General features: G+C 51.0%; 19 protein-coding genes, 2 tRNA genes and 6 pseudogenes. 10 read left to right on the top strand and 17 right to left on the bottom strand.

Translation table 11 applies throughout. The features are described from left to right. Positions 1–96 precede the first annotated feature (96 nt). The 3 genes from QRY16_RS15585 to QRY16_RS15595 are packed head-to-tail and all read right to left on the bottom strand — an operon-like array spanning position 97 to position 3,545. Positions 97–1,080 (bottom strand): ABC transporter permease, encoded by a 984-nt coding sequence (locus QRY16_RS15585; RefSeq protein WP_289777278.1) that lies wholly within the window; start codon positions 1,078–1,080, stop codon positions 97–99. A 24-nt stretch (positions 1,081–1,104) separates the two neighbouring features. Next, positions 1,105–2,589, bottom strand: a complete 1,485-nt coding sequence (locus QRY16_RS15590; RefSeq protein WP_289777252.1) for a sugar ABC transporter ATP-binding protein — start codon at positions 2,587–2,589, stop codon at positions 1,105–1,107. 32 nt (positions 2,590–2,621) lie between these two features. Next, the gene (locus QRY16_RS15595) at positions 2,622–3,545 is read right to left on the bottom strand and encodes a sugar ABC transporter substrate-binding protein (protein WP_289777253.1); all 924 of its coding nucleotides are present in this window, start codon (positions 3,543–3,545) and stop codon (positions 2,622–2,624) included. A gap of 506 nt (positions 3,546–4,051) precedes the next feature. Between QRY16_RS15595 and QRY16_RS15600 the strand changes: the two genes are divergently transcribed. Continuing rightward, positions 4,052–4,127, top strand: a tRNA-Asn gene (locus QRY16_RS15600). A 230-nt stretch (positions 4,128–4,357) separates the two neighbouring features. Next, a complete protein-coding gene (locus QRY16_RS15605) occupies positions 4,358–4,564 on the top strand; it encodes a hypothetical protein (RefSeq protein WP_289777254.1) in 207 nt (68 codons plus the stop codon). 189 nt (positions 4,565–4,753) lie between these two features. Here QRY16_RS15605 and QRY16_RS15610 read toward each other — a convergent pair whose 3' ends face one another. The 3 genes from QRY16_RS15610 to QRY16_RS15620 form a co-directional block, all read right to left on the bottom strand. Then, the gene (locus QRY16_RS15610; protein WP_289777255.1) at positions 4,754–5,593 is read right to left on the bottom strand and encodes a sugar phosphate isomerase/epimerase family protein; all 840 of its coding nucleotides are present in this window, start codon (positions 5,591–5,593) and stop codon (positions 4,754–4,756) included. A gap of 86 nt (positions 5,594–5,679) precedes the next feature. Next, complete coding sequence (locus QRY16_RS15615) at positions 5,680–6,810, bottom strand: 4-hydroxythreonine-4-phosphate dehydrogenase PdxA (RefSeq protein ID WP_289777256.1); 1,131 nt, start codon at positions 6,808–6,810, stop codon at positions 5,680–5,682. Between the two features lie 7 nt (positions 6,811–6,817). Next, positions 6,818–8,113, bottom strand: a complete 1,296-nt coding sequence (locus QRY16_RS15620) for an MFS transporter (RefSeq protein ID WP_289777257.1) — start codon at positions 8,111–8,113, stop codon at positions 6,818–6,820. Between the two features lie 395 nt (positions 8,114–8,508). On the opposite strand from QRY16_RS15620, the pseudogene QRY16_RS22350 reads away from it, so the two are divergent. From QRY16_RS22350 to QRY16_RS15635, 4 genes and pseudogenes are all read left to right on the top strand, one after another. Beyond that, positions 8,509–8,670, top strand: a pseudogene (locus QRY16_RS22350) (IS110 family RNA-guided transposase); the annotation flags it as partial. Positions 8,671–8,903: 233 nt separating this feature from the next. After that, complete coding sequence (locus QRY16_RS15625) at positions 8,904–9,542, top strand: TetR/AcrR family transcriptional regulator (protein WP_193404965.1); 639 nt, start codon at positions 8,904–8,906, stop codon at positions 9,540–9,542. Between the two features lie 87 nt (positions 9,543–9,629). Beyond that, positions 9,630–11,012 (top strand): D-arabinono-1,4-lactone oxidase, encoded by a 1,383-nt coding sequence (locus QRY16_RS15630; RefSeq protein ID WP_289777258.1) that lies wholly within the window; start codon positions 9,630–9,632, stop codon positions 11,010–11,012. Between the two features lie 17 nt (positions 11,013–11,029). Beyond that, positions 11,030–11,860 (top strand): glycosyltransferase family 8 protein, encoded by an 831-nt coding sequence (locus QRY16_RS15635; RefSeq protein WP_289777259.1) that lies wholly within the window; start codon positions 11,030–11,032, stop codon positions 11,858–11,860. A gap of 86 nt (positions 11,861–11,946) precedes the next feature. Here QRY16_RS15635 and QRY16_RS15640 read toward each other — a convergent pair. Next, positions 11,947–12,181 (bottom strand): annotated as a pseudogene (locus tag QRY16_RS15640) (hypothetical protein); the annotation flags it as partial. 121 nt (positions 12,182–12,302) lie between these two features. Here QRY16_RS15640 and QRY16_RS15645 point away from each other — a divergent pair. After that, positions 12,303–12,378: transfer RNA gene (locus tag QRY16_RS15645), tRNA-Asn, on the top strand. A gap of 161 nt (positions 12,379–12,539) precedes the next feature. Next, positions 12,540–12,689: pseudogene (locus tag QRY16_RS15650) on the top strand (Arm DNA-binding domain-containing protein); the annotation flags it as partial. 25 nt (positions 12,690–12,714) lie between these two features. Here QRY16_RS15650 and tnpA read toward each other — a convergent pair. The 3 genes and pseudogenes from tnpA to QRY16_RS15665 form a co-directional block, all read right to left on the bottom strand. Beyond that, positions 12,715–13,004 (bottom strand): annotated as a pseudogene (tnpA, locus tag QRY16_RS22245) (IS200/IS605 family transposase); the annotation flags it as partial. Beyond that, on the bottom strand, positions 12,965–13,612 hold the full coding sequence (locus QRY16_RS15660) for a YrbL family protein (protein ID WP_419776140.1): 648 nt from the start codon (positions 13,610–13,612) through the stop codon (positions 12,965–12,967). The pseudogene tnpA and the gene QRY16_RS15660, both read right to left, overlap by 40 nt. Positions 13,613–14,029: 417 nt before the next feature. Beyond that, positions 14,030–14,258: pseudogene (locus QRY16_RS15665) on the bottom strand (Tn3 family transposase); the annotation flags it as partial. Between the two features lie 63 nt (positions 14,259–14,321). Here QRY16_RS15665 and QRY16_RS15670 point away from each other — a divergent pair. Beyond that, a pseudogene (locus QRY16_RS15670) lies at positions 14,322–14,411 on the top strand (hypothetical protein); the annotation flags it as partial. A 16-nt stretch (positions 14,412–14,427) separates the two neighbouring features. On the opposite strand, the gene QRY16_RS15675 reads toward QRY16_RS15670, so the two are convergent. Further along, complete coding sequence (locus QRY16_RS15675) at positions 14,428–15,783, bottom strand: FUSC family protein (RefSeq protein ID WP_289777262.1); 1,356 nt, start codon at positions 15,781–15,783, stop codon at positions 14,428–14,430. 10 nt (positions 15,784–15,793) lie between these two features. On the opposite strand from QRY16_RS15675, the gene QRY16_RS15680 reads away from it, so the two are divergent. Beyond that, positions 15,794–16,318: a cupin domain-containing protein gene (locus QRY16_RS15680; protein WP_289777263.1), complete on the top strand. Its 525-nt coding sequence runs from the start codon at positions 15,794–15,796 to the stop codon at positions 16,316–16,318. 64 nt (positions 16,319–16,382) lie between these two features. Here the strand turns inward: QRY16_RS15680 and QRY16_RS15685 are convergent, their stop codons facing one another. The 6 genes from QRY16_RS15685 to QRY16_RS15710 all read right to left on the bottom strand — a co-directional run bounded on the left by QRY16_RS15685 (position 16,383) and on the right by QRY16_RS15710 (position 22,842). Beyond that, positions 16,383–17,771 (bottom strand): purine-cytosine permease family protein, encoded by a 1,389-nt coding sequence (locus QRY16_RS15685; protein ID WP_289777264.1) that lies wholly within the window; start codon positions 17,769–17,771, stop codon positions 16,383–16,385. 208 nt (positions 17,772–17,979) lie between these two features. Then, positions 17,980–19,446, bottom strand: coding sequence for an aldehyde dehydrogenase (locus QRY16_RS15690; RefSeq protein WP_289777265.1), 1,467 nt, complete (start codon positions 19,444–19,446; stop codon positions 17,980–17,982). A gap of 11 nt (positions 19,447–19,457) precedes the next feature. Beyond that, positions 19,458–20,495, bottom strand: coding sequence for an LLM class flavin-dependent oxidoreductase (locus QRY16_RS15695; protein WP_289777266.1), 1,038 nt, complete (start codon positions 20,493–20,495; stop codon positions 19,458–19,460). 20 nt (positions 20,496–20,515) lie between these two features. Continuing rightward, positions 20,516–21,436 carry a flavin reductase family protein gene (locus QRY16_RS15700; RefSeq protein WP_289777267.1) on the bottom strand — a complete coding sequence of 307 codons (921 nt, stop codon included), beginning with the start codon at positions 21,434–21,436 and terminating at the stop codon, positions 20,516–20,518. After that, on the bottom strand, positions 21,423–22,268 hold the full coding sequence (locus tag QRY16_RS15705) for an alpha/beta fold hydrolase (RefSeq protein WP_289777268.1): 846 nt from the start codon (positions 22,266–22,268) through the stop codon (positions 21,423–21,425). Before QRY16_RS15705 ends, QRY16_RS15700 begins: the two co-directional genes overlap by 14 nt. Next, on the bottom strand, positions 22,240–22,842 hold the full coding sequence (locus QRY16_RS15710) for an amino acid synthesis family protein (protein WP_289777269.1): 603 nt from the start codon (positions 22,840–22,842) through the stop codon (positions 22,240–22,242). Before QRY16_RS15710 ends, QRY16_RS15705 begins: the two co-directional genes overlap by 29 nt. Positions 22,843–23,060: the final 218 nt, after the last annotated feature.

The raw sequence follows: 23,060 nt of genomic DNA on the forward strand, positions 1-23,060 counted from the left end.
CAATGGCCACGTTACTTGATGGAAAACGGGTCTGGGCAGAAAAGAATCTGAACCAGATTTAATCTGACAGACACCTGTATAAATAACCGGTAACTGTCAGATCAGGTCTGAGCTAGTACAAATAATATCCTGCACATAAGCATCCACCCCGATAAAGGTGAATCCACTTTTGATCAAACCAAGGATAACCGCACCAATCAACGTTCCGGTAATACGACCCACGCCGCCCATCAGGCTGCTGCCCCCGATCACCGCTGCGGCAATCGCATCCAGTTCATAGGCCATGCCCATACTTGACTGACCGCTGCTGACGCGCGCCGCCAGCACCACGCCCGCCAGACCGGAAAGCGCGCCTGCAATGGTATAAACAATGATCAAATATTTGTTTACGTTAATACCCGACACTTTCGCCGAGGTCATGTTACCGCCAATAGCATAAACGTATTTACCGTAGCGGGTATGCTTCAGCGCAACATGGAACAGGAACGCCACCACCAGAAAAATAACTACAGGCATAGCGCCCTGACCGATAGACGTAAAGCTATCAGACAGGAAACTAATTGGATTGCCCTGAGTGTAATACTGCGCCAGCCCTCTTGCAGATACCATCATGCCCAGCGTGGCGATGAAAGGCGGGATGCCGGTGCGGGTAATCAGTGCGCCGTTGACCAGGCCGCATAACAATCCAACCCCAATACCCGCCCCAATCGGTATTACCGCAGGCATATTGACCAGCGCCGGAAACATCGGCGTCAGGCTGTCCGAGGTTTGCGCCAGACTGGCCGCCACTACAGCGGTTAAGGCAATGACCGAACCGGAAGACAAGTCGATGCCGGTAGTAATGATGACCTGGGTTACACCCACCGCGATGATGCCGATTATCGCAACCTGTAACAGAATCAAAATCAAACGGTTAGTGTTCATCAGAAAGGATTGATCGCGCACATACCAACCGGCGATTTCAAAGATCAGCGCGATGCCGACCATCACCACAAAGATGCCGGTATCTTTCGGCATCTTGTGCCGCAGACTGGCGAAAAACGACGTTTGATGATTTGCCGCTGGGGCAGTTACTTTCATATTGCTCATAATTTTTCTCGCGCCTCACTCGGATGCCAACGACAAAATGGTTTCCTGATCGGCTTCTTCTTTATCGAGGATGCCGGTTATACGCCCGCCATGCATGACCATCACCCGGTCGCTCATGCCGAGAATTTCCGGCAGTTCAGACGACACCATGATGATTGCCACGCCACGGTTGGCCAGTTCACTGATCAAACGATAAATCTCTGCTTTCGCCCCTACGTCGATACCGCGAGTAGGTTCGTCCAGAATCAGAATCTTCGGTTGCGCCAGTAGCCAGCGCGCAATCAAAACCTTCTGCTGATTACCCCCGCTGAGGTTATTGATGATCTGATCCATGGTCGGCGTTTTGATGTTAAGACGGCGGATCTGCTCCATGCAGTCCTGCGCCATCTTCACGTGGCTGACAAAGCCGCTCTTGCCGCTGTATTCCGGCATATTGACGATGCTCATGTTCTCCATTACCGACAGCACCAGGAACAGCCCGGACTTTTTACGGTCCTCGGTCAGAAATGCCATCCCCTTTTCAATCGCTGTTGATGGCGAATCAATGTTTACGGGCACCCCGTCAATCAGCACTTCGCCGCTGTCAAAACTTTCCATGCCGAACAGACTTTCCATCACTTCGCTGCGCCCTGCTCCGACTAATCCGGCGACGCCGAGAATTTCACCTCTACGCAGGGTAAAGTTGATGTCAGTAAAGCGATCTTTGCAGGTGAGATTGCGCACCGTCAGCACTTCTTCGCCGATGGCATTGTTGAATTTCGGAAACAGCTGCGTCAGTTCACGTCCAACCATTTGGGTTATCAGCGACTGGCGAGTGAATTCCGTGGTGTGGTTGCTGCCAATCCAGCTGCCATCACGAAAAATGCTGATCTCATCGGTAATCGCAAAGATTTCATCCATTTTGTGACTGATATAAATAATGGCTTTACCCTGCTCACGCAGGTCGCGAATAATGGTAAACAGATGGGCAACTTCTGTTTCCGTCAATGCGGAAGTGGGTTCGTCCATGATCACGATGTCGGAATTCCATGACACCGCTTTGGCAATTTCAACCATCTGTTGCGACGCAATGCTCAGATCGCCCACCATACGATCGGCTTTTAACCGGATATTCAGTCTGTTTAACAGTTCCTGCGTCACCTGGTTAAGTTTGCTGTGATCGACAAAACCAAACTTCATCGGTTCTCGTCCCAGCCAGATGTTTTCGGCCACTGTCATGTACGGCACCAGATTCAGCTCCTGATGGATCATGGAAACGCCGGAACGCAACGCGTCCATAGTGTCCTGAAACTGCACCGGCTCCCCTTTAATGCGAATCGTCCCCATGTCGGGACGATACATCCCGATCAGGCACTTCATTAAAGTGGATTTGCCCGCGCCATTTTCCCCCATCAAGGCATGTACCGTTCCCGAACGCACCCGCAGCGATACGTTGTCGAGAGCCTTCACTCCTGGGAAGAACTTACTGATGCCTTCGGCTTCAAGCGCAAAAGCGGTCATACATCACCTCCGTACGGCTAAGTCGGGAACGATTATTTCTGGTTACGATTCGTAAACTTGTCCATGTTGTCTTTTGTGATCAGCTGATACGGGACGTTGACCACTTTTTGTACTTCTTCACCCTTAGCCAGTTTGATCGCCGTTTGCACTGCGCCTTCACCCTGACCTTTAGCATCCTGGAAAACGGTAGCGACCATCTTTCCATTCTTTAACATCTGTAACGCGTCTGGCGTGCCATCCACCCCAGCAATTAAAATGTGGTTAGGGTTTTTCCCCAGCGCCTGCAAGGCACCGATTGCCATTTCGTCGTTATTTGAAGCGATGGCCTGAATATCATCCCCTGCTGTTAACCAGTTACTCACCACATCAACGGCATCGTTGCGCATAAATTTCGCGGTCTGCTTCTGCACGACCTTGATATTTGGATATTTAGCCACGACCGCTTCTACGCCTTTGGTACGGTCACGTGTCGATTCATTCGCCAGATCGCCCAGCAGGATCGCGACGTTACCTTTGCCATGCATGGCTTTCGCCAGTTCTTCCATCTGTAAACGACCCGCCAGCTCGGAATCCGATCCGACATACGCCATTTTGTCAGTCAGTTCGGCCTGTGGCCGACGGTTAACAAATACCAGCGCCACGCCAGCTTTCTTCGCCTGATCCATAATCGGTTTTACCGCATTGGTATCCACCGGGTTAACGATGATGGCGTCAACACCCTGGCCTATGAAGCTTTGTACCTGCTGTAATTGCTGCGCCACGTCACCTTTGGCATCTTCGATCTGGCCTTTTACGCCATCTTTCTGCATCTCTTGCTGAATCGAAGTACGCACAATGGTGAGAAAGTTATCGTCAAACAGCGCCATGGAAACGCCGACCTGAATGTCTTTTGCCATTGCGGCAGCGGGTAACATGCAGGCTAACAGTGAGGCAACGATCGTTTTTTTGATGTTCATAGAGACCCTTCTTTATCGTTAACTTGCTCAGTGAGTTGACACCGCGAATGAAAAATATTTTTTACATTCATTCAACACGGCTGGCGTTTTTTATCGGTTAATAGAGGTAAGACCTGGGGTTTAACGCATTTCTGTGATCGATCACTCCTTTTCACAATGTGTTGATTAAACACTATTTAAATTCAAATGGAGGTTTCAGTTTTTCCGCCCTGTTCCACCGGCAGCAGTAAACAGTTTATTTATTCCATATACTTACTTTTTGAAACTTTTAACATAAAAGCATTGAAATGATTGTTTTAACATCGTCAAATAACAAAACTTTGACGCGCATCTAACATCTACCGATAAATGCACATAAAGTGAGATCTTGTTTGCAGTTTGAAAAGCAGGCTAATGTAATGAAAAAGCAGCAATGCGCTGCTTTTACGAGCAGTTGAACGCAATAAGTTAAAGAGGGCTTTGACATCCCGAGGCAGCGTCGTTAATATTCGCCCCGTTCCAACGATTCCTCTGTAGTTCAGTCGGTAGAACGGCGGACTGTTAATCCGTATGTCACTGGTTCGAGTCCAGTCAGAGGAGCCAAATTTAGAGAAGCCCGCTCAGGGAAACCTGAGCGGGCTTTTTGTTTTTCAGCGGTTTTTGAAAGTCAGCTAAGAACAATCAGCAAAAAAGACCCGTTTTAGAACGCCTGCAACTGACTCGTCAGTTCAGGTCGAGAGATTCAGCAGCTGAGCGGCTGCTGAAATGGGAAATGCCATAAGGATGATTGTTCAAGCGTAACATTTTTGACTTGTATCTTAGGGGGCGAGAGAGTGACATTTGCCCTGGAAGTAAAGCATATCCATCGTAAAGCGTCGCTGATGACCGTCCGTGAACAGATGACCCACTTTCCTCCAGATATTCCTGCATTACGGGTGTGCAACCGCCTGACGTCTGTGCTGGCGAAATATTGCGCGGATAACCAGTTTAATTTCATCGATACGGCCGGGAATGCCCGTATCCAGATGCCGGGGTTATAGCTGTTTATTGAGGGTCGATATGAAAAAAGACCTATGGCTGTTAGCAATTATTTTGCTGAAGGCGTAATGAAGCTTCTTTTTGTGTTGCTAATCGCTAATGAGCGAACCGAACGCGCGCCTGCTTGCTGAGCGCACCAAAGCATTCCGCACCCCTGGTGCGCGCTAGCCGCAATCATTATGCGCATACGTTTAAAGTCGGATTGAATCGATAAACCGCTTACTTTCGCTCAGAACATTCACAATGCGATCAACCGGAACCGGCGTGCTGCTGCGCTGTGGTGTACTGTCTGCCAGTCGGTGCATACGTAATGGGATCTCTAATGTACAGGGGATCTCATGAGCGGCTAAAACCGGTATCAGCCGCGAATAATCCAGAAGGCCCTGGCCAATCGCTGGAAAACGGTATTCATTTTCCAGTTTCACAACGTCTTTTATGTGGCAATGGCGCATATTTGGCAACATTTGCAGTACTTCTCCAATCGCATCTGCCTCAGGACGTAGCGATACCATATTGCCCGCATCGCCATTAAAAGCGATCGACGACGCATTAACGTCATGCAGCAATTGCTCACCCTCATGAGTTAAGGCAAAAGCGTCGTAATTATGATCACCACCGTTTTCAATGAGTAACTGACATTCTGCCTGCTGAAGTACGGGTACAATCTGCTGAAGGTTTTTCACTAAAGCCGCATAGTCGCGCCGGCTCGCCGTGCAGACATTCAATAAATTTACGCCGATCCGCTGTGCGAACTGAATGCGCGTCTGCAACCAGGAAACGGCCTCCGCTCGCGCCAGATTGAACGTACAACCTAAAGCCAATGTTTTAAGCTGATGCTTGTCCAGTAGCTTGCGAATGCGTTCCGCGTTGCCCGGGCTAAACAGACTGTCATCCAGATCGCCAACGTAGCCTTGGTTATAAGCCAGTTCCACATACTTATAGCCGGTCTGTTTAATCAGGCTAAAAGCGACATCCATATCGTGGCCGTCGAAAATAGATGTATTCACGCCGAGCTTAAGCGAATGAGACATATCGGGCATTCTCCTTTCTGTACGAAGCAGGAACCGGAAGCATCAAACGTAATCGGGTAACAGGCAGTAGCTGCAGCCAGACATTATCAGTATCCACGCATGATGCCGGGCTTCTCTGCAATATCAAACGTGTGGGCATATCGTCTTTCTAACGCGGCATTCCGCCTGTCGCATTTAAGGCCTCCCGGACAAAACGCCCGGCGGCCCGTCAGAAATTTAGAGACGTTAGATGCCATGCGAACTAACAGCCGAAAAGCCTTTTCGAAGGCTGAAGAGGAAGCCAGATTCTGCCCGTAAAGGTTGTAGGCAGTGCCGTGGTTGGCGGTAGCGATGGGAACAGGCAATCCACCCTGAACGGTAATACCGCGCTCGAAACCCAGCATTTTCAAAGCGGTGGCGAACTGATCGTGATACATCGACACCACAGCATCCAGTTTTTGCGTCTCGACGGCTTTATACGTCGTATCTGCCGGATAAGGTCCATATACTTCAATGCCTTGCTCTTTCGCTTTTGCCATGGCGGGTTTAATAATGGTTTGCTCCTCATCGCCGAACAGGCCGTTTTCCCCGCCGTGCGGATTCAGTGCCTGAACTGCGATCTTCGGCTGCGCAACGCCCGCCTGACGCAGCGTACGATCCATTAATGCGATGGTATCCACCACACCATCAACGTTAAGGTTACTGACAATATCGCGGAACGGAATATGTGATGTGGCGCGTCCGGCCCAGAGATTATCAACGACATTCACTTCACAGCAGAAGTCGTTGTAATTCAACAATTCAGCGAACCAGTGCAGTTCATCGCGGTGCTTTAGCCCGCCCATATGCATGGCCTGTTTATTTAGCGGAGCAAAGCAGACGCCTTGCGTAATCCCCTGTTGCGTCAGTTCTACCGCGCGTGCCAGCGTCTCCAGAATATAGACGCCGCTCTGCTCGGTAGCGTTGCCATAATCAAACGGCGTACGTTGCGTCCAGTCATGGTTAAGCAGCAGCGGTTCGCCCGGCGTAAAAGTGACAGCTTCCGCGTTTGAAATTTCCCGATACGGAAAGCGCTGGCCGACGATGTCCATTCCTTTTTCCAGCTCGTTACGATCGGCAATAAGAATAATATTTGCCAGTTCGCGCAGCGCGGGTTGCGACAAAACTTTCGCGACCAGCTCCGGACCAATACCTGCCGGATCGCCCAATACCAATGCAACTGAAGGTTTTTTCATCATAGTTTCCTTAGTGGTAGATGTTGTGTGCGGTCTGCATGTCGCCGTGCGAAGTGGAATCATCAGACAGCGGAATATCCGGGCGCATAAAGAAAGTGAGTACAATACCCACCATCAACAGCACGACCGAGCCGTAAAAGGGCAGGCTCCAGTTACCGGTTTTGTCGATAATGATGCCGAACAAAATCGGCGAAATGATACCCGCCACTGCTGAACCCGCATTAACCAGGCCGCTGGCGACGCCGACATATTTAGGTGTGATCTCCATCGGCACCGCCCAGATAGGCCCGATGGTGAGTTCGAGGCAGAAGAATGCAAGGCCGAGGCAGACGGTGATCACCGTCATATCGGTCGAGTTAATTACCGGAATAAGCAGCAACATAGCGCTGAAAAAGCTGAAGATGATGACGTTGCGCCGCGCCTTCACAACGTTGCCGGTGCGTTTCAGAATCATGTCGCTGACCACGCCACCGACCGTGTTGCCCACCACGCCAGACAGGAACACGGCGGAAGTAAACAGTGCTGACGACTTAAGATCCATTCCGCGACCGTTCATGAAAAAAGTGGGCAACCAGGTGAAAAATAGCCAGCCGGTCCAGCCATAGCAAAAATAGACACCCATAGTCGGGCCTATACGTTTCAGCAATGCTTTCCAGGGAATCGGCGCTTTGACTTTATCCGTTACGCCAGCATCAAGCTGAGGCAACGTTTTACGCTCTTTTTCGCTCATTTCGGCAATCTGATGAGGATTATCGCGAAAGCCAGCAATCCAGAACGCCAGCCATACGGCAGTAATCGCGCCCAACGCAATAAATGAAAAACGCCACGAGTGCAGCAACACCAGCAATGCTACAAGCGATGGCGTGACTGCATTACCAAAACGGGAGAAAGAATGCGTAATGCCTTGTACGAACCCGCGTTTTTCACGAGCGAACCAGAATGTCATGGCGCGCGCCTGTGAAGGCAGCGCGGCGCCCTCACCCACGCCAAGTAAAAGCCGTGACAGAAACAGCGAGACAAAACCGCCAGCAAAACCGGTGCAGACAGTGGCAACCACCCAAATGCTACCGCAAATAATGATGGTTTTGCGCGCACCGAATCGGTCAACGAACCAGCCGCCAATAATCTGGAACACGAGATAGGTGTAAGCGAAGGCGGAGAATATCAGCCCCAGGTCGGTATTGTTTAAACCCAAATCCGATTTGATCAGTCCGGCCGCGGTGGAAAGGTTGACGCGGTCGATATACATCAGAAACGACAGGGCGCAAAAAAGCGCCAGCACTCGCGTACTGAATCTGTTTTTCATAGGGTAACCTTTTGCGAGGTAAGTCAGAGGTGGAGCCATCACCATCAGGCGAAACGTCTATTACGGGCATTGACTTTAAACGGGCTGTTCACTGCAATACCGGCGCTACGTTGTTATGTCTGGCATGCTCGCTCCATTAACGTTAAGTGTGACAACGAAGGTTTTATATCGAATCATGATCAAATGAACGAATGATGTTCATCTGTTATATTTATCGCCTATTTTTTACGCTTAAAGCGTGACGTTAATCACAATTAGTGTGCTAAGTAATAATTCAGACAGAAAGTGCGATCCCTATCGCAACGCTTAAACGAGCAATGAACATTTGTACATTCAAGAGATAAGGTAGAAACAAAAGATCAATCCAAACGAGATTCCTTTCGTTCAAATAGCGTGCAAATGCGCACCGTAACCGGGACTTTGCCTGCGGCATGGGGATTATGACCAAAACGGACAAGATCGATGTCTATATGCTGGCCTGTTACGCGCTGCTTAAAAAAACGCACCGCCAGGAGTCACCTTTACCCGAAGTCAGGCATCTCTGCGCGTTGCTGCGCCTATTGGCGGACATTTCGGTTATCCAGGCAGGAGCTCCTTCCCACGATCGCCTACTTTTTAGCCACCCAAAGGCAAAGGCGATCCCCGTAAGAAGAGCCACATTCGAAAAAACCGCTTAAGGCAACGTAAGCGGTTTTTTATGCCTTGATTACGCACCCCGGCCGCATTCCCTTACAAATAGCTGTGATAATCTCTTCCTTCTTCTTATTTCGTTGAGCAGCTTTTTAACGCTATGTCGGAAATCACAAAACGAAAAAATGACCCTGAAGGGCTAAAAAAACGCATTATTGCCAGTGCGTTAAAAATTTTTGCTGAGTTCGGTATGCAGGGCGCGCGTATGGAAAAAATCGCCGAGAACGCGCAGACCACTAAACGCATGGTGGTCTATCACTTTGGGACGAAGGAGCAGCTTTATATTGATGTGCTGGAGCAGGTTTATCAGTCGATTCGCCAGCACGAAACCGGGCTGGATCTGGCAAAGATCAAACCGGAGCAGGCGATGATCAAACTGGTGGAAGCCAGTTTTGATTATCACGTCTCGCACCCGGATTTTATGCGGTTAGTCTGTACCGAGAACCTGCTGCGTGGTCGCTATATCAGCCAGTCTACGCAGATTAAAGCGCTGAATCGCAGCGCGCTCGACGTGCTGGATGACATCCTGACACGTGGTCAACAGCAAGGTTTGTTTATCAAAGAGGTACAAGCCATTGATGTGCACCGCTTAATCAGCAGTATTTGCGTCCATCATGTCTCTAATCGTTATACCTTCAATGCGCTGTTCAGCCCGGACAACAGCGAAGAAGAAAGCATTCATCGCAACCGACAGTTAGCGGTGACCGCAACGTTGCGCTATATCCGCAAGCCCGACTAGCGGACTAGCGAAATAAGCCACCTTCTGGGATGGTCTACGCTTTAATGACGAAATCCGTCACAGACCTTAATAAACAGGAACGCAGTTGTGAGCAGAGACGCCCACCTTTATCCGCTTCGTCAAACCCAGGTTGAACCATCAGATGATGCGCTGTGGAACTGGGCGCAAAACACCCGGATCGGCAGCCGCCAGCAGGTGAAACGTCCAGCTAACGAAGCAGAACTTCAGGAGATCATGCGACAGTCGCAAGGCCGGGTACGCGTAATGGGCAGCAGACTTTCGCCCGGCAGGATGCTGCAGGTCGATGAAAACCATTTGTTGCTGGATCTCAGCGCCCTTTCCGGCCTGATCGCCAGCGATGAAAACAGCGCGACGTTTGGTGCGGGCACCTCTTTACAGCAGATTTATGCCACGCTAACCACGATGGATCGTATGCTGGCATCGTCGCCTGGCGTCATTGCCGTGCAGACATTAGCAGGCGCGATGGCTACCGGCACGCACGGCCAGGGATTGCAGCAAAGTTCGCTGGCCGACGAAGCGTTGCGTATTCGCATGGTGCTCGCGGATGGTTCACTGCGCGAGTTTGTCCGTGGTCAGGAAGACTTTTCCGCCGCACAAGTGACGCTCGGCGCACTCGGTATTGTTACCGCCGTCACGCTACGAACCGCGCCATTCCGTATTTTTACCTGCCATAAATATGCCGTCACCGCCGACCGCCTTGAACAGGATTTACCGCGCTGGAATGAAGCGTATCCGTTTAGCAAAGCCTGGTGGTTCGTTGATGACAATCTTATGCATGTATGGAATGCCCAGGAAGCCAGCCCTGAAGATCGACAGCGTTATGAGCAGCGCGGTCGCAAAGTGGTGGAACATGCCGATACGGGCGACGACAGTTTAAATGACACTATCGATCAAACGCTGGCGCATATGCATCGTGATACGCAGATTCACGGTAAAGGCGGCAAACAGTTTCGCACTGTCACCCGTTTCCGTGATTTTACTGACGTGACCGGCGACATCTATCAGCTATTTTGTCGCGGCATTGCCGTGCCACAAATCAATGTAGAAATCGGCGTGCCGCTGGAAAATACTCCCGCCATTATTAGCAAAATAAAAAGCTGGTATGCCCGGAACCAGCCGCATATGCATTATCCGGTTATTCTGCGCTGCACAGGAGCGTCGTCGGCCTGGTTAAGCCCGGCTTACGGTCGCCCGACCTGCTTTTTCGGCTTTGTAGTCTATTACGCTGACGACGGTTCGCTTTCTCAAGAGGGGCTGCATTTTCTGACAGAGGTGGAAAAGCTGCTGGCAGAAGAAGGTGGACGTCCCCACTGGGGAAAATATTACGATGATGAGCGCTATACATGGCGCGAAATCTATCCCAGGTGGGATGAGTTTCGGGCTCTGCGCAACCAGCTCGATCCACAGCGTCGCTTCAGTAATGATTACATCACTACTCTTTTCGATTGAATTTATTTGGGAAAATTATGTTTGCCTGGGTAACGTTGTTGACTCAACCCGACTATTTAGTTGGCGTGAAAGCGCTGCATCGCTCACTGAAACAGAGCGAAACGCGTTGGCCGCTGATAGTAATGACCACGGATGCGATTCCCCTCGCCGATCGCGAAGATCTACAGGCACAAGGCTGTGTCATTCATCAGGTCGAGCCGCTTTATCCGCGCGACGATTTAGAACATCACTATGCGTCGGCGCAGTTTGGTGAAGTCTGGACCAAGCTGCGTGCCTGGCAGCTGACAGACTGTGAACGCGTAGTATTTTTAGATGCCGATATGCTGGTACTGCAAAATATGGATGAGCTGTTTACGCTGGATCTTGGCGATAACCTGCTCGCAGCATGTCATGCCTGTCGCTGTAACCCGAACAAAATTTCCACTTATCCCGTTAGCTGGCAACCGGAATTTTGCCATTATACCTGGCAGGATCGCGGCAAACCGGCCCCGGTTAATCTTGATAATTATCTGAATGGCGGCTTTCTGGTGTTAACACCGGATAATGCAGTATTTGACGCATTAGCGCAGCGGATCGCCGCGATTGATGATTTAAGCGCTTATCCGTTCTCGGAGCAGGATTTATTGAATGAGGTCTTTGCTGGTCGCTGGTTACCGCTGTCGTATATTTACAACGCATTGAAAACGCTGCCGTTTCAGCATAGCCAAATGTGGCAGAGCGATAACGTCAAGAATCTGCACTACATTTTGGCTAAGCCATGGCACCGCAATCTGGATCAGCCGGAAGCCGAGCGTGACCGCTATTATGCGCTGGATAAACTCTGGTGGGAGAAAAGTACTGAGGGCTAACCTTTTTCGGTGTGCTCCCCTTCAACCCGTCCTGGCTGTTTCGCAGAGGATGTCAGGTTGAAGGGAAGTTCACACTTAACTGAAAATCACACCGCTATCCATTTTCTTTTCAGTGCCGAAACCACAATCACGTCCATGACTCTCTGTACCTGCAAGCCTTTGGTGAAATCGGGATCATATTCTGTCGCCCGATTCTTGAGTGCCGGTAACCACATTGGTTGGTGCCATTTTGCTGCCAAAGGCAATGCGCGACATTTCAGTCATGCCATAGACGCCATTTTGAAAACGCAGCAGCGCGCTGGCTTGATCTTCGTTCTCCACGTAATGTGCCTTTTCTCTCTACTCGATTCACTGGCGTATATTTCAGCAGTCAAATAGTTTTGTGAAAAAGAGCTTTGACAAGGTCATGGACCGCCGTTAATATGCGCCCCGTTCAAACGATTCCTCTGTAGTTCAGTCGGTAGAACGGCGGACTGTTAATCCGTATGTCACTGGTTCGAGTCCAGTCAGAGGAGCCAATTTCTCGTCTTCATGCCTCTTTGCGAATCCTTATCTGATGTTGGTTCAATAAGTTAGCGTGAAAAATCTTCCCGATGCATTTTGATTTTACCCTCTGCATCGGGAGAATTTGGTGGTCAGATTTGGGGTCAGTTTGGTTCGATTATGGAGTGACCCCCATATGTCTCTCAACGACACGAAAATCCGCAGTCTCAAGCCTTCTGATAAATCCTTCAAAGTCTCCGATTCACACGGTCTATACCTCTTGGTCAATCCAGGCGGCTCACGTCTCTGGTATCTTAAGTATCGAATTAACGGTAAAGTGAATCGCCACAGGTTTAACAGACACCTCAGAGTCATTTAAAATGGCTTAAAGAGAGGTGCACATGAGCAGTAAGCGTTATCCTGAAGTGAAGCGATAGCTGTTTATCTTCCACTTCATGTTTCACTTGATACTTTACGTATTTGCGGATCATCACTGCATTTACACCTACGGTGCCGACGCAGTATTCTTTAGTCCAAAAGTGATTCCCCAAAGTTTGTGCTTATGTAAGTAGGAGAACCTGCTGAAAAATCTTATTGCTGTCCTGCCTTTCAGATGACCCATCACTTCGGATACTGACAACTTTGGCGGTAACCGTTGACGATGTCGCCGTTGAGGCTCTCAGTTTGCTGAACTTCGCTCAGACTGTTGATGAAACGGGCCCATGTGCGTTCAATCTTACGCTTGCCAAAAAAATCGCTATAGCTTGCTACCGGAATCAGTGAAGAATTGCCGATGTTGTCGACAATAACCAGGCGCCCCGTTTCCGCACTCTCTTTTCTGTACAGAATATTTTTTGATTTTAATGTCATGGAAATAATGCGGTTTTTAAGCAGATCCACTTTTAATGCCGCCAGCGCATTGCAGAATACGGGGTTATTTAACCCATCGAAAAACTCATGGTGCAGATAATGCTCCAGCGTTCTGGACGGCTTACCATCGAAATCACGAACGAAATCAAACACCATGCCGGTTCCCAGGTTGGTTTCAACCTTTCCGTGGCAGGCGGGCAGAACGCTCCAGTCAATATTGCGCTTTTCCAGAAAGCGGTAATATGCCTGCTCGCGTCGGGACTCCTTCAGCCCGCTGTTCGTTGCGTTGTAAATGATCTTCACGCACAGACGATCGTCGTCAGGATGAAGGTAACATTCACGATGACGCCCCTTCGCGATATACAACGTTGAATTTAATTCAAGCCTCACCATCAACATCCTTTTTTTACAAAACCTAAGCGGAGCCTAGCGAGGCAAGTTTCAATAAAAGTTCAACGTAAACGCGAAAAAAATTTTTTGTGCTGGAGATCTTTCACAGACAGCAGGAAAAGGCGCTGAAAAAACACGGCTCCGATTTATCAACTAGCTCGAACCACCCGCGCCAGCCGCGCCTCGTCGCAGCCCGGACGTCGACCAGCGATGCATTTGAAGGCGCGTTCAGGGCGTAAAAGAGAAGCCGGCGCAACAGCATTAAATGCTCATCATTTTACCCCCCGCTCGCAGACCGCAACGGGGAAGAGCGGCGATTTCATCGCCAGGGTAGCGATTTTCCTGGTCTTCGCTTTTATGTGAAGTGCGTTGTAAAAGCATCATTATGCTCTTTTCATTTGCTAAATCGCTGATCACTATAACATTACCAAGCTTTAATTCCGTCTGTACACGTCGGTGCAGAGCCGGATCGCGAAACCAGCCAGCATAAACAGTGCCTGCTCAATGTACCCAATCTCCCTCAAGGCCTTTGCAAGGCCATTCTGTTTGGGATAATGACCAGTTTTTTTATTATCAGTGGTGTGGTGACTACCTTATGTTTTATCGATCTCGCAAGGCGCAACACTCCAGTCCAGTGCGTCTTAATGTCTTTGAAAGAGACGTTGTGGATACCATAGACTGAATGAACTTCCTCCAGTATTAGACCCCTCTTTCTGGCACGGAACTCAAACCCCGTCATTTCATCGGACTGCTGAAAAGTATTGCGGCAAAAGATGTGCAGGAAACAGCGTCCCGCACGCGGCAGTACCGTGACTTTTTATAGCTTACGAAGTTAAGGGGTTTTTAGAAATCACGCTATTATCGCCTGGCCAACGTCGCGACGGATAGAGCGCCATGCGAATACTGAACAAGTAAAGCAGCGGCGCGAATAGTTTCATGTCTGAATGACAAAGTAACTCAGTGCGCAGGAGCAGTTTATCTAACTCATCCAGTAATGACTGTGGTGGTTCAATATAGATATTCCTTAAACGCTGTTTAAAATAGCGAGTAATCTCCGCCATAATCTCGTCACTATCGAGCTGATTGTCTTTGAGCAGTTGATAATGACGAGTGCAGAAGTCATAGCAGTTCACGCCAAGCCAGATTTCGGTAATCAAATTACCGCCCAGCGCAACGCCATGGATAGGATCAACTTTATTTCGTGGCAGGATGATATTTATCTTATCGATCATACTGGCAACATATTGCTGGCGTGATAACAGCGACGAGGCGTTAAGCTTAATCTCGGAGGTAAACTGCAGCAGCTCTTTTACGCCTCTACGCAGCAAGCGACGAGCGGTCCAGGAAGGCCGTTTATTACGTAGAGCGGCTGTAACGACTACCGCTATCAGGACACCTACCACAGTAGAGATAGCTGCATTGATAATCGTCAGCAGCTCCGGCTTGAGGTCATGTGTCATACCGATAAAACCGGGAATTTGGGTAGCAATGATCATCCCAATAAAGCTGGTCGATGGATTGGCGATAAGCAGCCCGAGCGCAATCAGGCCTGGCGCCAGGACAATGATCAGCGATTCAAACGTTACAGTCGTGGGAATTAAAATTCCCATATACATGATACTGAGGACGGTAGCAACAATAACCCCTTTCAGGAAAACCTTCATGGAGCCTACAGGACTGTCGAGGGAGGCAAATATTGAGCACATGACCGCCCCCATCATCGGTGCGGTTGAGCCATCTTTCCAGCCTGTTCCAATCCAGAACAGACAACCTAGCATAGTCGTCAGGAAGGCGGTAAAGCATGAGAGCAGAATCATTCCCCGATCAACCTGTCCCTTTCTTAATTTTTCTTTGTCGCGTTTTGTCGTCTGTTCCATCGACTTTACGCGCTCTTTGACACTGAAATAAGATTCAGACAGACGAATGAAATTTAATAAACGCTCCATCAGTCCAGTTAACAATAGACTTTCTTCAGCACTGATTTCGCCATTAAAATAATGTGTTTTGATTCTTTCTTGTGTTGCACCTATCTCTTCCTGAATCCACTGAGTGCCATCCTCTTCTTTCACGTTGTTGAGCCACAGTAAAAAATGCCTCAGTGATTCGGCAACATAATCAGGGAAAAGTATTCCCTGCTCTGCCAGCAGGCTCAGGCGCTTTTCTATTGCGGATTCCGGCATACCCTTTTTAATGCGACAGGGAGACTATCTGCTATTAACGCAGCGGCCACAGTATCGCCTGGTCAGCGATATGGGCGTCATTCCCTGTCTCGACGAACTTTTATCCTTGTCGTCGCCCGCAGAACAGCATGACTATATCCGGTGGCAAGGTAACCCGATGGGGGAAACGACCCGTCTGGTGGGCGGCTATTTTCAGATTGCGCCTGAGCAGAGCGCTCTCGCAACCGTATTACTGCCCGAACTTATCCATGTACGCTTCGGAGACGAGGAAGCAGGCCGGCTGCAACCGCTTATCGGGCTAATCGCCAATGAAGCCAGTTCCTCGCTGCCCGGCCACGATCTCGTGATGGGACGATTGATTGAAATTATGCTGGTAGAGCTGCTACGCCATCCCATGCAGCGGGCGGATAAGCAGCAAAAGGGCTGGCTGGCAGGTTTGTCCGATCCGCGGATTGCCGCCGCATTACAGGCCATGCATACGAATGTAGCCCGACAGTGGGCGCTTGAAACGCTCGCCCGGCTTCAGGGTGCCTGAGCCTACGTTCAGCGTAGACAGATCAGGCAGAGTGCACGGAAGGTTGCGTACACTCTGCACAAACTTACTGCGCCCGCTGTTGCTGTCCGGCCAGTACGCCGGTCTCTTTCTTATGGAACAATAAATAGGCCGTACTGGTGACGACTAAGCTGATTACCCAGGAAATATCCGCACCAGGAATGAGATGCGCATAAGGGCCGGTAAAAAACGCATTCTCCACAAACGGAATTTGCACCAGCACGCCGCCGAAATAGATCAACAATGCATTGGTGTTCACCAGCCCGTAACGCCCACCGTCCGCGCGGAATATAGAGGGAATATCGTAACGCTGCTGCTTCACCACATAGAAATCAAGCAGGTTAATTACGCTCCAGGGAATGAGCACACCGATCAGCGCCCAGATCAGGTTCAGGAAGAAGGAGACAAAATTAGCCGATGCCGCAATTGAAACCAGCACGCCCCCTACCAGCACAATCGCAGAGACGATCACCCGCACACGCGCCGCAGGTAGCCAGGCTGGACGGAAGGTCTGCACTGCCGTGATCAAAGACAACACGGAACCATACAGATTCATTGAGTTGTGACAGATGATATTCATCAGGAATAACACCATCAGGATGGGGCCAAGCCAGCCGGTTGCCTGACGCACCGCCGCCATGGCTTCGCTGTCGCCGCCTGCCAGGTTCACTGCCACCATACCAAACAGAAACGCCAGAATAGTGCCGCAGCACGCGCCAAGCCAGGTGCAGATAAACGGTTTGAAGACCCCAATATTGGCAGGCAAGTAGCGTGAATAGTCCGAGGTATAAGGCGAGAAGCTAATCTGCCATACCGCACAGATACAGAAAGTGGCAAACCAGCCGTTAAGGCTGAATGAGCCTCGCTGCCAGAAATCAGCCGGCAGCGGATGGCCGAGCATCACCCCCATTCCGACCACCAGTGCGATGCCCATTACCCAGGCACCCACTTTATTAATATGATGGATAAAACGGTAACCAACGATACCAATCAGCGTAGCGGCCACCGCGCCAATAATGGTTGCGGTATTAACAGGCAGTGCCGGAATAACGTTGTTGATCACTCTACCAGAGAGCGTGACGTTGGAGATAAAGAAGCCAAGATAAATCGCGGTGGTGAAGCAAATCACCAGCAGCGAGCCGTAACGGCCAAACTGCGCGCGACTCTGCACCATCTGTGGAATACCAACGCGCGGCCCTTGTGCCGACGTCAGCGCCAGAAACAGGCCGCCGAACAGATGCCCGGCAATAATCGCCGAAAACGCTGACAGGATGTTGAGATGATACGTTTGTGTTGAGATCGCGCCTGTTACCACCGCCAGCGGCGCAATGTTGGTACAAAACCATAGCGTGAACAAACTGCGTGCCTGGCCGTGCCGCTCATTTTCCGGCACGTAGTCCACCGATTTATTTTCTATCACGTTGTTTTGAGACATGTTTATCCTCCGCAAATGGGGACTTTTATTTTTTAATGTGTAGGGTGCAATACCTGAACAGCGGCAAAGCCTTGCCGGAGGTCATCACGACCCCGACAAAAACAGGCTTTTAGATTATTCCGTTAAGTCAGAAGCGTAACCGGTATCCCTGCGGTGCAGTTCTGCTGGTAACGTCATCCATGACGTTATTTCCTGGTGTAAGCAATCATTAACGCATGACGAAAGGATCACCGATGGGTTCATCGCTGGTGCGTAACCACACGGTTTTGGTCGTGGTAAATTCCAGCGCCGCTTCCATCCCGCCTTCCCGTCCATGGCCGGACAGACCGTAGCCGCCGAAGGGTGCCAGCGGTGACACCATACGGTAAGTGTTGATCCACACCACGCCACTGCGTAGCGCGTTGGTAACGCGATGGGCGCGCGCCAGGTTTTGCGTAAAGACACCCGCCGCCAGCCCATAAGCGGTATTATTGGCGAGGCGAATCGCATCGGCTTCGTCACGGAAACTCACCACCGACAGCACCGGTCCAAACAGTTCATTAATGACGCTTTCCGCCTGTGGCGTGTTCGAGCAGTCAATAATGGTAGGCGGATAGTAAAACCCCGGACGGTCGATGTCGTAATGACCGGTCACCAGCTTCGCTCCCTGCTCCAGCGTCTTCGCGACCACATTTTGAATACGCTCTTTTTGCTGCTGCGTGCAAAGTGGACCGAACTGCGTCTGCATATCCTCTGGCGCACCGATAACGATGCGCTGCACCCGCTCCATCAGTTTTGCCAGCAGCGCTTCTTTAACGCTTTCAGCTACCAGCAGGCGCGAGCCCGCAACGCAACTCTGACCGGATGCGGCAAAGATCGCCGCAACCTGCGCATTGGCGGCGCTCTCAAGATCGGCGTCCTCAAAGACAATGAAAGGAGATTTACCGCCCAGCTCCAGAGAGGTTTTACTGAGATTTTCCGCGCTGTTACGCACAATATGTCGCGCCGTCTCCGGTCCGCCGGTAAAGGCGATATGCGACACAGCAGGATGCGTAGTCAGCACCGTGCCGCAGCTCTCTCCAAATCCCGTAATAATGTTGCAGACGCCAGGCGGAAAACCGGCTTCCGCCACCAGCCGGGCAAAAGCCAACAGTGGGGTTGGCGCACTTTCGGCCGCTTTGACGATCAGCGTGCAGCCCGCAGCCAGCGCCGGCCCGATTTTAACGGCTGAAAGAAACAGTTGGCTGTTCCAGGGAATGATCGCCGCCACAACTCCGACCGGCTCGCGCCGCGTCCAGGTTTCAGTATCGGCTTTATCAATGCTCAATACCCGGCCTTCCATTTTATCGGCCAGCCCCGCGTAATAGCGATAATAATCAGCAACGTAGGCGATCTGCGCACGCGTCTCACGGATGATTTTTCCGGTATCCAGCGTTTCCAGTCGCGCCAGTTCATCCGCATTCTGCTCCACCAGATCGGCCAGCCGCATCAGCAGCTTGCCGCGTGCCGTCGCCGTCAGACCGCGCCATGCCGCGCCATGAAACGCCCGATGGGCAGCCTCTACCGCGCGGTTAACCGCATCAGCGCGTGCTTCGGCAATCTCGGCCCACGGCTGCCTGGTGGCAGGGTTGATCGATAAGAACGTGGCTGAGCCGTTCTCAAATTCGCCATTAATAAAAAGTTTGAACGATTCCATCTCTGCACCTGTTAATGAAATTCGGGCATGACCTGGTTGATAAAGCGCATCAGCGACGCCTTCTTCCGTTCGAACGTCATCCCGCTGTCGATCCACAGCGCAAACTCATCGTATCCCAGCGCTTCGTAATGCTTGAGGCGGGTAATGATTTCGTTTGCGGTTCCAATCGCCAGGTTTTTACGCATCGCTGCTGCTGAATAGTAGGTATTAGCCGCCATCTCTTCGTCAGTTAACGGCTGGATCAGCCCCTGACTGACCGGTCGTTCATTTTTGAACCACGCACCGAAATAGTTATAGAAACGGTTAAGTTCATCGGCGGCTTGCAGCGCATCCGGCTCATTCTCCGCCACATAACCATGCTGGAGCAGCATGATCTTTAGCGGCTTCTCTGGAGCAAAGCGCTGGCGTGTTTCAAGAAAACATTCAGCCAGACGCACTATCTCTTCGTCACCCTGATGCAGCGGTGTCACCTGAACGTTGCAGCCGTTTTTCACGGCAAACTCGTGGCTGTTAGGATCGCGCGCGGCAATCCAGACTGGCGGATGCGGCTGCTGCTGTGGCTTTGGAGAAGAGGTAGACAGTGGGAACTGCCAGAATTCACCATTGTGAGCGTAATCGCCTTCCCACAATTTCTGCATGGCAGGCACCAGTTCGCGCATGCGTTGTCCGGCATCCCAGGCAGTCAGACCCGGCATCATGCGCTCATATTCGTAACTGTAAGCCCCGCGTGCGATGCCCAGTTCCAGGCGACCATGGCTAATGATGTCGGTCATTGCCGCTTCACCAGCAAGACGCAGCGGATGATTAAACGGCGCGATCACGGTGCCGGTGCCAAGACGCACGTTTTTTGTCCGGTTCGCCAAATCCGCAATATTGATTAACGGATTTGGCGCAATGGTAAAGTTCATCCCATGGTGCTCACCTGTCCAGATAGCGTGCATATGGGCGTTATCGGCCATTTCGCACAGCTCTATCATTTCACGGTACAGCTTGCCCTGCGGCTCATCGGGTGAGGTGCGTTCCATATGGATAAATAATGAGAGTTTCATAGGGTACTCCGATGCGGGTTTCAGCTGGCGAATTGTTTTATTGAACCGTTGATTTCATCGCCGTAATAGATGCAGTAATTGCCGACGCTATTTTCTCTGACGAAGCGATTCATCAGCGATTTCAGCGCTGAATCTCTGATCGACAGCGCAGAAATTTTTGCCAGATCGAACCATTCCCCCTGATTGAGCGGCGCTAGTGCACTATCGGTGGGCAGCGCACAGAGAAAAACAATGTGCTGTTTATTGTTCTGCCGATCTTCATAAATGGAATAAACGAAACCCGGATTAGCATTTATCCCCAGTTCTGCGATCAGCGCAGCTAATGTGTCGCCGACGCTGCCCTTCGCCACGCTTCGCGTTGGCAGCGTGGCAATGCCGTCTTGCTGGACCATAACCGTGTGGCCGTTGCATTCGATAAGCGCGCTAACCTCTACGCTAAGGCGATTTATCAATGATTCGGCATTGAGATAAGGCGTGAAATACGCGCCGCGGTAATAACCCAGTCCAGCCGTCGCCTGCGATTCAAAGGCGTCTACGCGGCCGATAAGAATAGAGTGATCGCCCGCGTCTATTACCTGATGCAGCGTGCAGTCGAACCAGGCCGAACTGCCGTCGATTAGCGGGGTGCCGTTTTCGCTGGCACGCCAGTCGATCAGGGCAAAGCGATCATCTACTTTTGATGCAAAAATATTTGAGGTCTCCTTCTGCTGCTCCGCCAGGATGTTTACGGCGAAGTGAGAACACCCGGTAAAACTGGCGAAATTGGCTGAGCGCTTATCTATACTCACCAGCAGCAATGCCGGATCGAGCGAAACGGATGTAAATGAGTTAGCGGCAAAACCTATCGGCTGATTAGCCTTATCAAGGCTGGTGACCACAGTGACGCCAGTCATAAAAGCACCGAATGCGTCACGCAGTTGTCTGCGTTTATCTGCTTGCATGGGTAACTCCTGCCAGTTCTTTCGTCTTGCTGCCCAGCGTTCCGGGCGCGGTTAAAAAGCTCAGCATCACTTCATTGACACGCCCGGCGTCCGTCAGGCTCACCATATGGCGCGCATTAGCGATAATTACCGCCTGCCCCTGCGGTGCGGCGGCAGCCATTGCATAGGCCATTTGTGGGTTGGAGTTGGCATCCAGCTCGCCGGTTAATACCATCACGGGACACTGCATTTCACTCCAGCGGTCGGCATACACCTCATCCCCGCTGGCAAACGCCTGATAAGCCGCCGCGTAACCCTGCACATTGACCTGCTGTAACCAGTCGCCCACTTGTTTACGCAGCGCGACCTCCCGCTCGTCATCGCCGAACCAGCGCGCCAGCGGTGAATCAAGTTGTGCGTTGCCTGCCGCCAGCTCGCGCGCTCGCTGTAACACGGCGTGACGAGCCACATCGCTACGCTTGTAAACCCCACTCATCACGATGGCGTGGCTCACCAGGGTCGGATGGGTGATAGCCAGACCAGCGGTGATCAGCGCGCCCATTGAATGTCCCGCGATTGCAAAGCGAGACTCCGGCTGTGTCGCCAGAAACTCCGCCAGCCAGGCTACGTAATCGCGCAACGTCACCGTCCGGCTGAAAGCGTCACTTTCGCCATGCCCCGGCATATCCACGGCAATCACGCGAAAGTGGCGGCTCAGCACTTCAATCTGTGGGAACCAGGATTCGGCATTCATGCCGACCCCGTGGATCAACACCAGCGTTGCTCCTTTTCCAGCTTCGAGATAGCTGACGCGCATCTGGCTATCAGACAGCCGCTGGGTTTTTCGCATCATGGCCTAACTCTTTCAGGTCTGAATAACGGTTGCCGATACGGTGATGCGGACGTCCGCCTAACGCAGCGCCAAGTGCAATCACAATTTCGTCATAGTGCGGTGCATCACCGATGTTGAACTGCATGGTGAGGTAGTGTTCGCGGCTGCCTTCGTCGTTTTTATGCATCATCGGAATCAGTACCGGCGTATTTGCCGAGCCGCGCGTATTGTTAAACGCCAGATAACTTTTGCTCTGTACTGCGCTGCGATAGTGATTCCCGAAATGCAACGTGTGGATCAGCGCTGAAGCGTGTTCCAGTTCACCATCCAGCCCCACGACAGCGCTTTTACCGAAGGCTTCCACGGCTTCTCCGCTGCCGGCCTCTTTAAGGATCAGACGGGTCAGTAGTTCACCCAGCACGGGGGCAAATTCACGAATTTGTGGCGCCAGATCCTCTACGAATCCCTGCCCTGCCCACGGGTTTTTCACTACAGCGGCGGCGGCTATCATTACCAGCGGTTTGGCGGCAGCTTTGCCGCCATCAACATACACAGTCTCTGTCGTCACCAGAGTTTTACGAATTGCGGGGTGCATGAGCGACTCCTGAAGTTAATAAATTGCTAATTGAATGTTTCGTGGATGGTATAGCATTGCGGAAATTGCCATGTCAAAATATGGTATACCATAATACTAAATGTCATATTGTGGTTAAATATCAACCCGGCCACACAGGATAATTGAAGGATAAGTAATTGAATTTGAGGCATTGAGGCAAAATTTCGGCGCTGCGCGTTAGCAACGAATAGCGTTAA

It is taken from the genome of Mixta mediterraneensis (genome assembly GCF_030283135.1).
Taxonomy (GTDB): Bacteria; Pseudomonadota; Gammaproteobacteria; order Enterobacterales; family Enterobacteriaceae; genus Pantoea; species Pantoea mediterraneensis.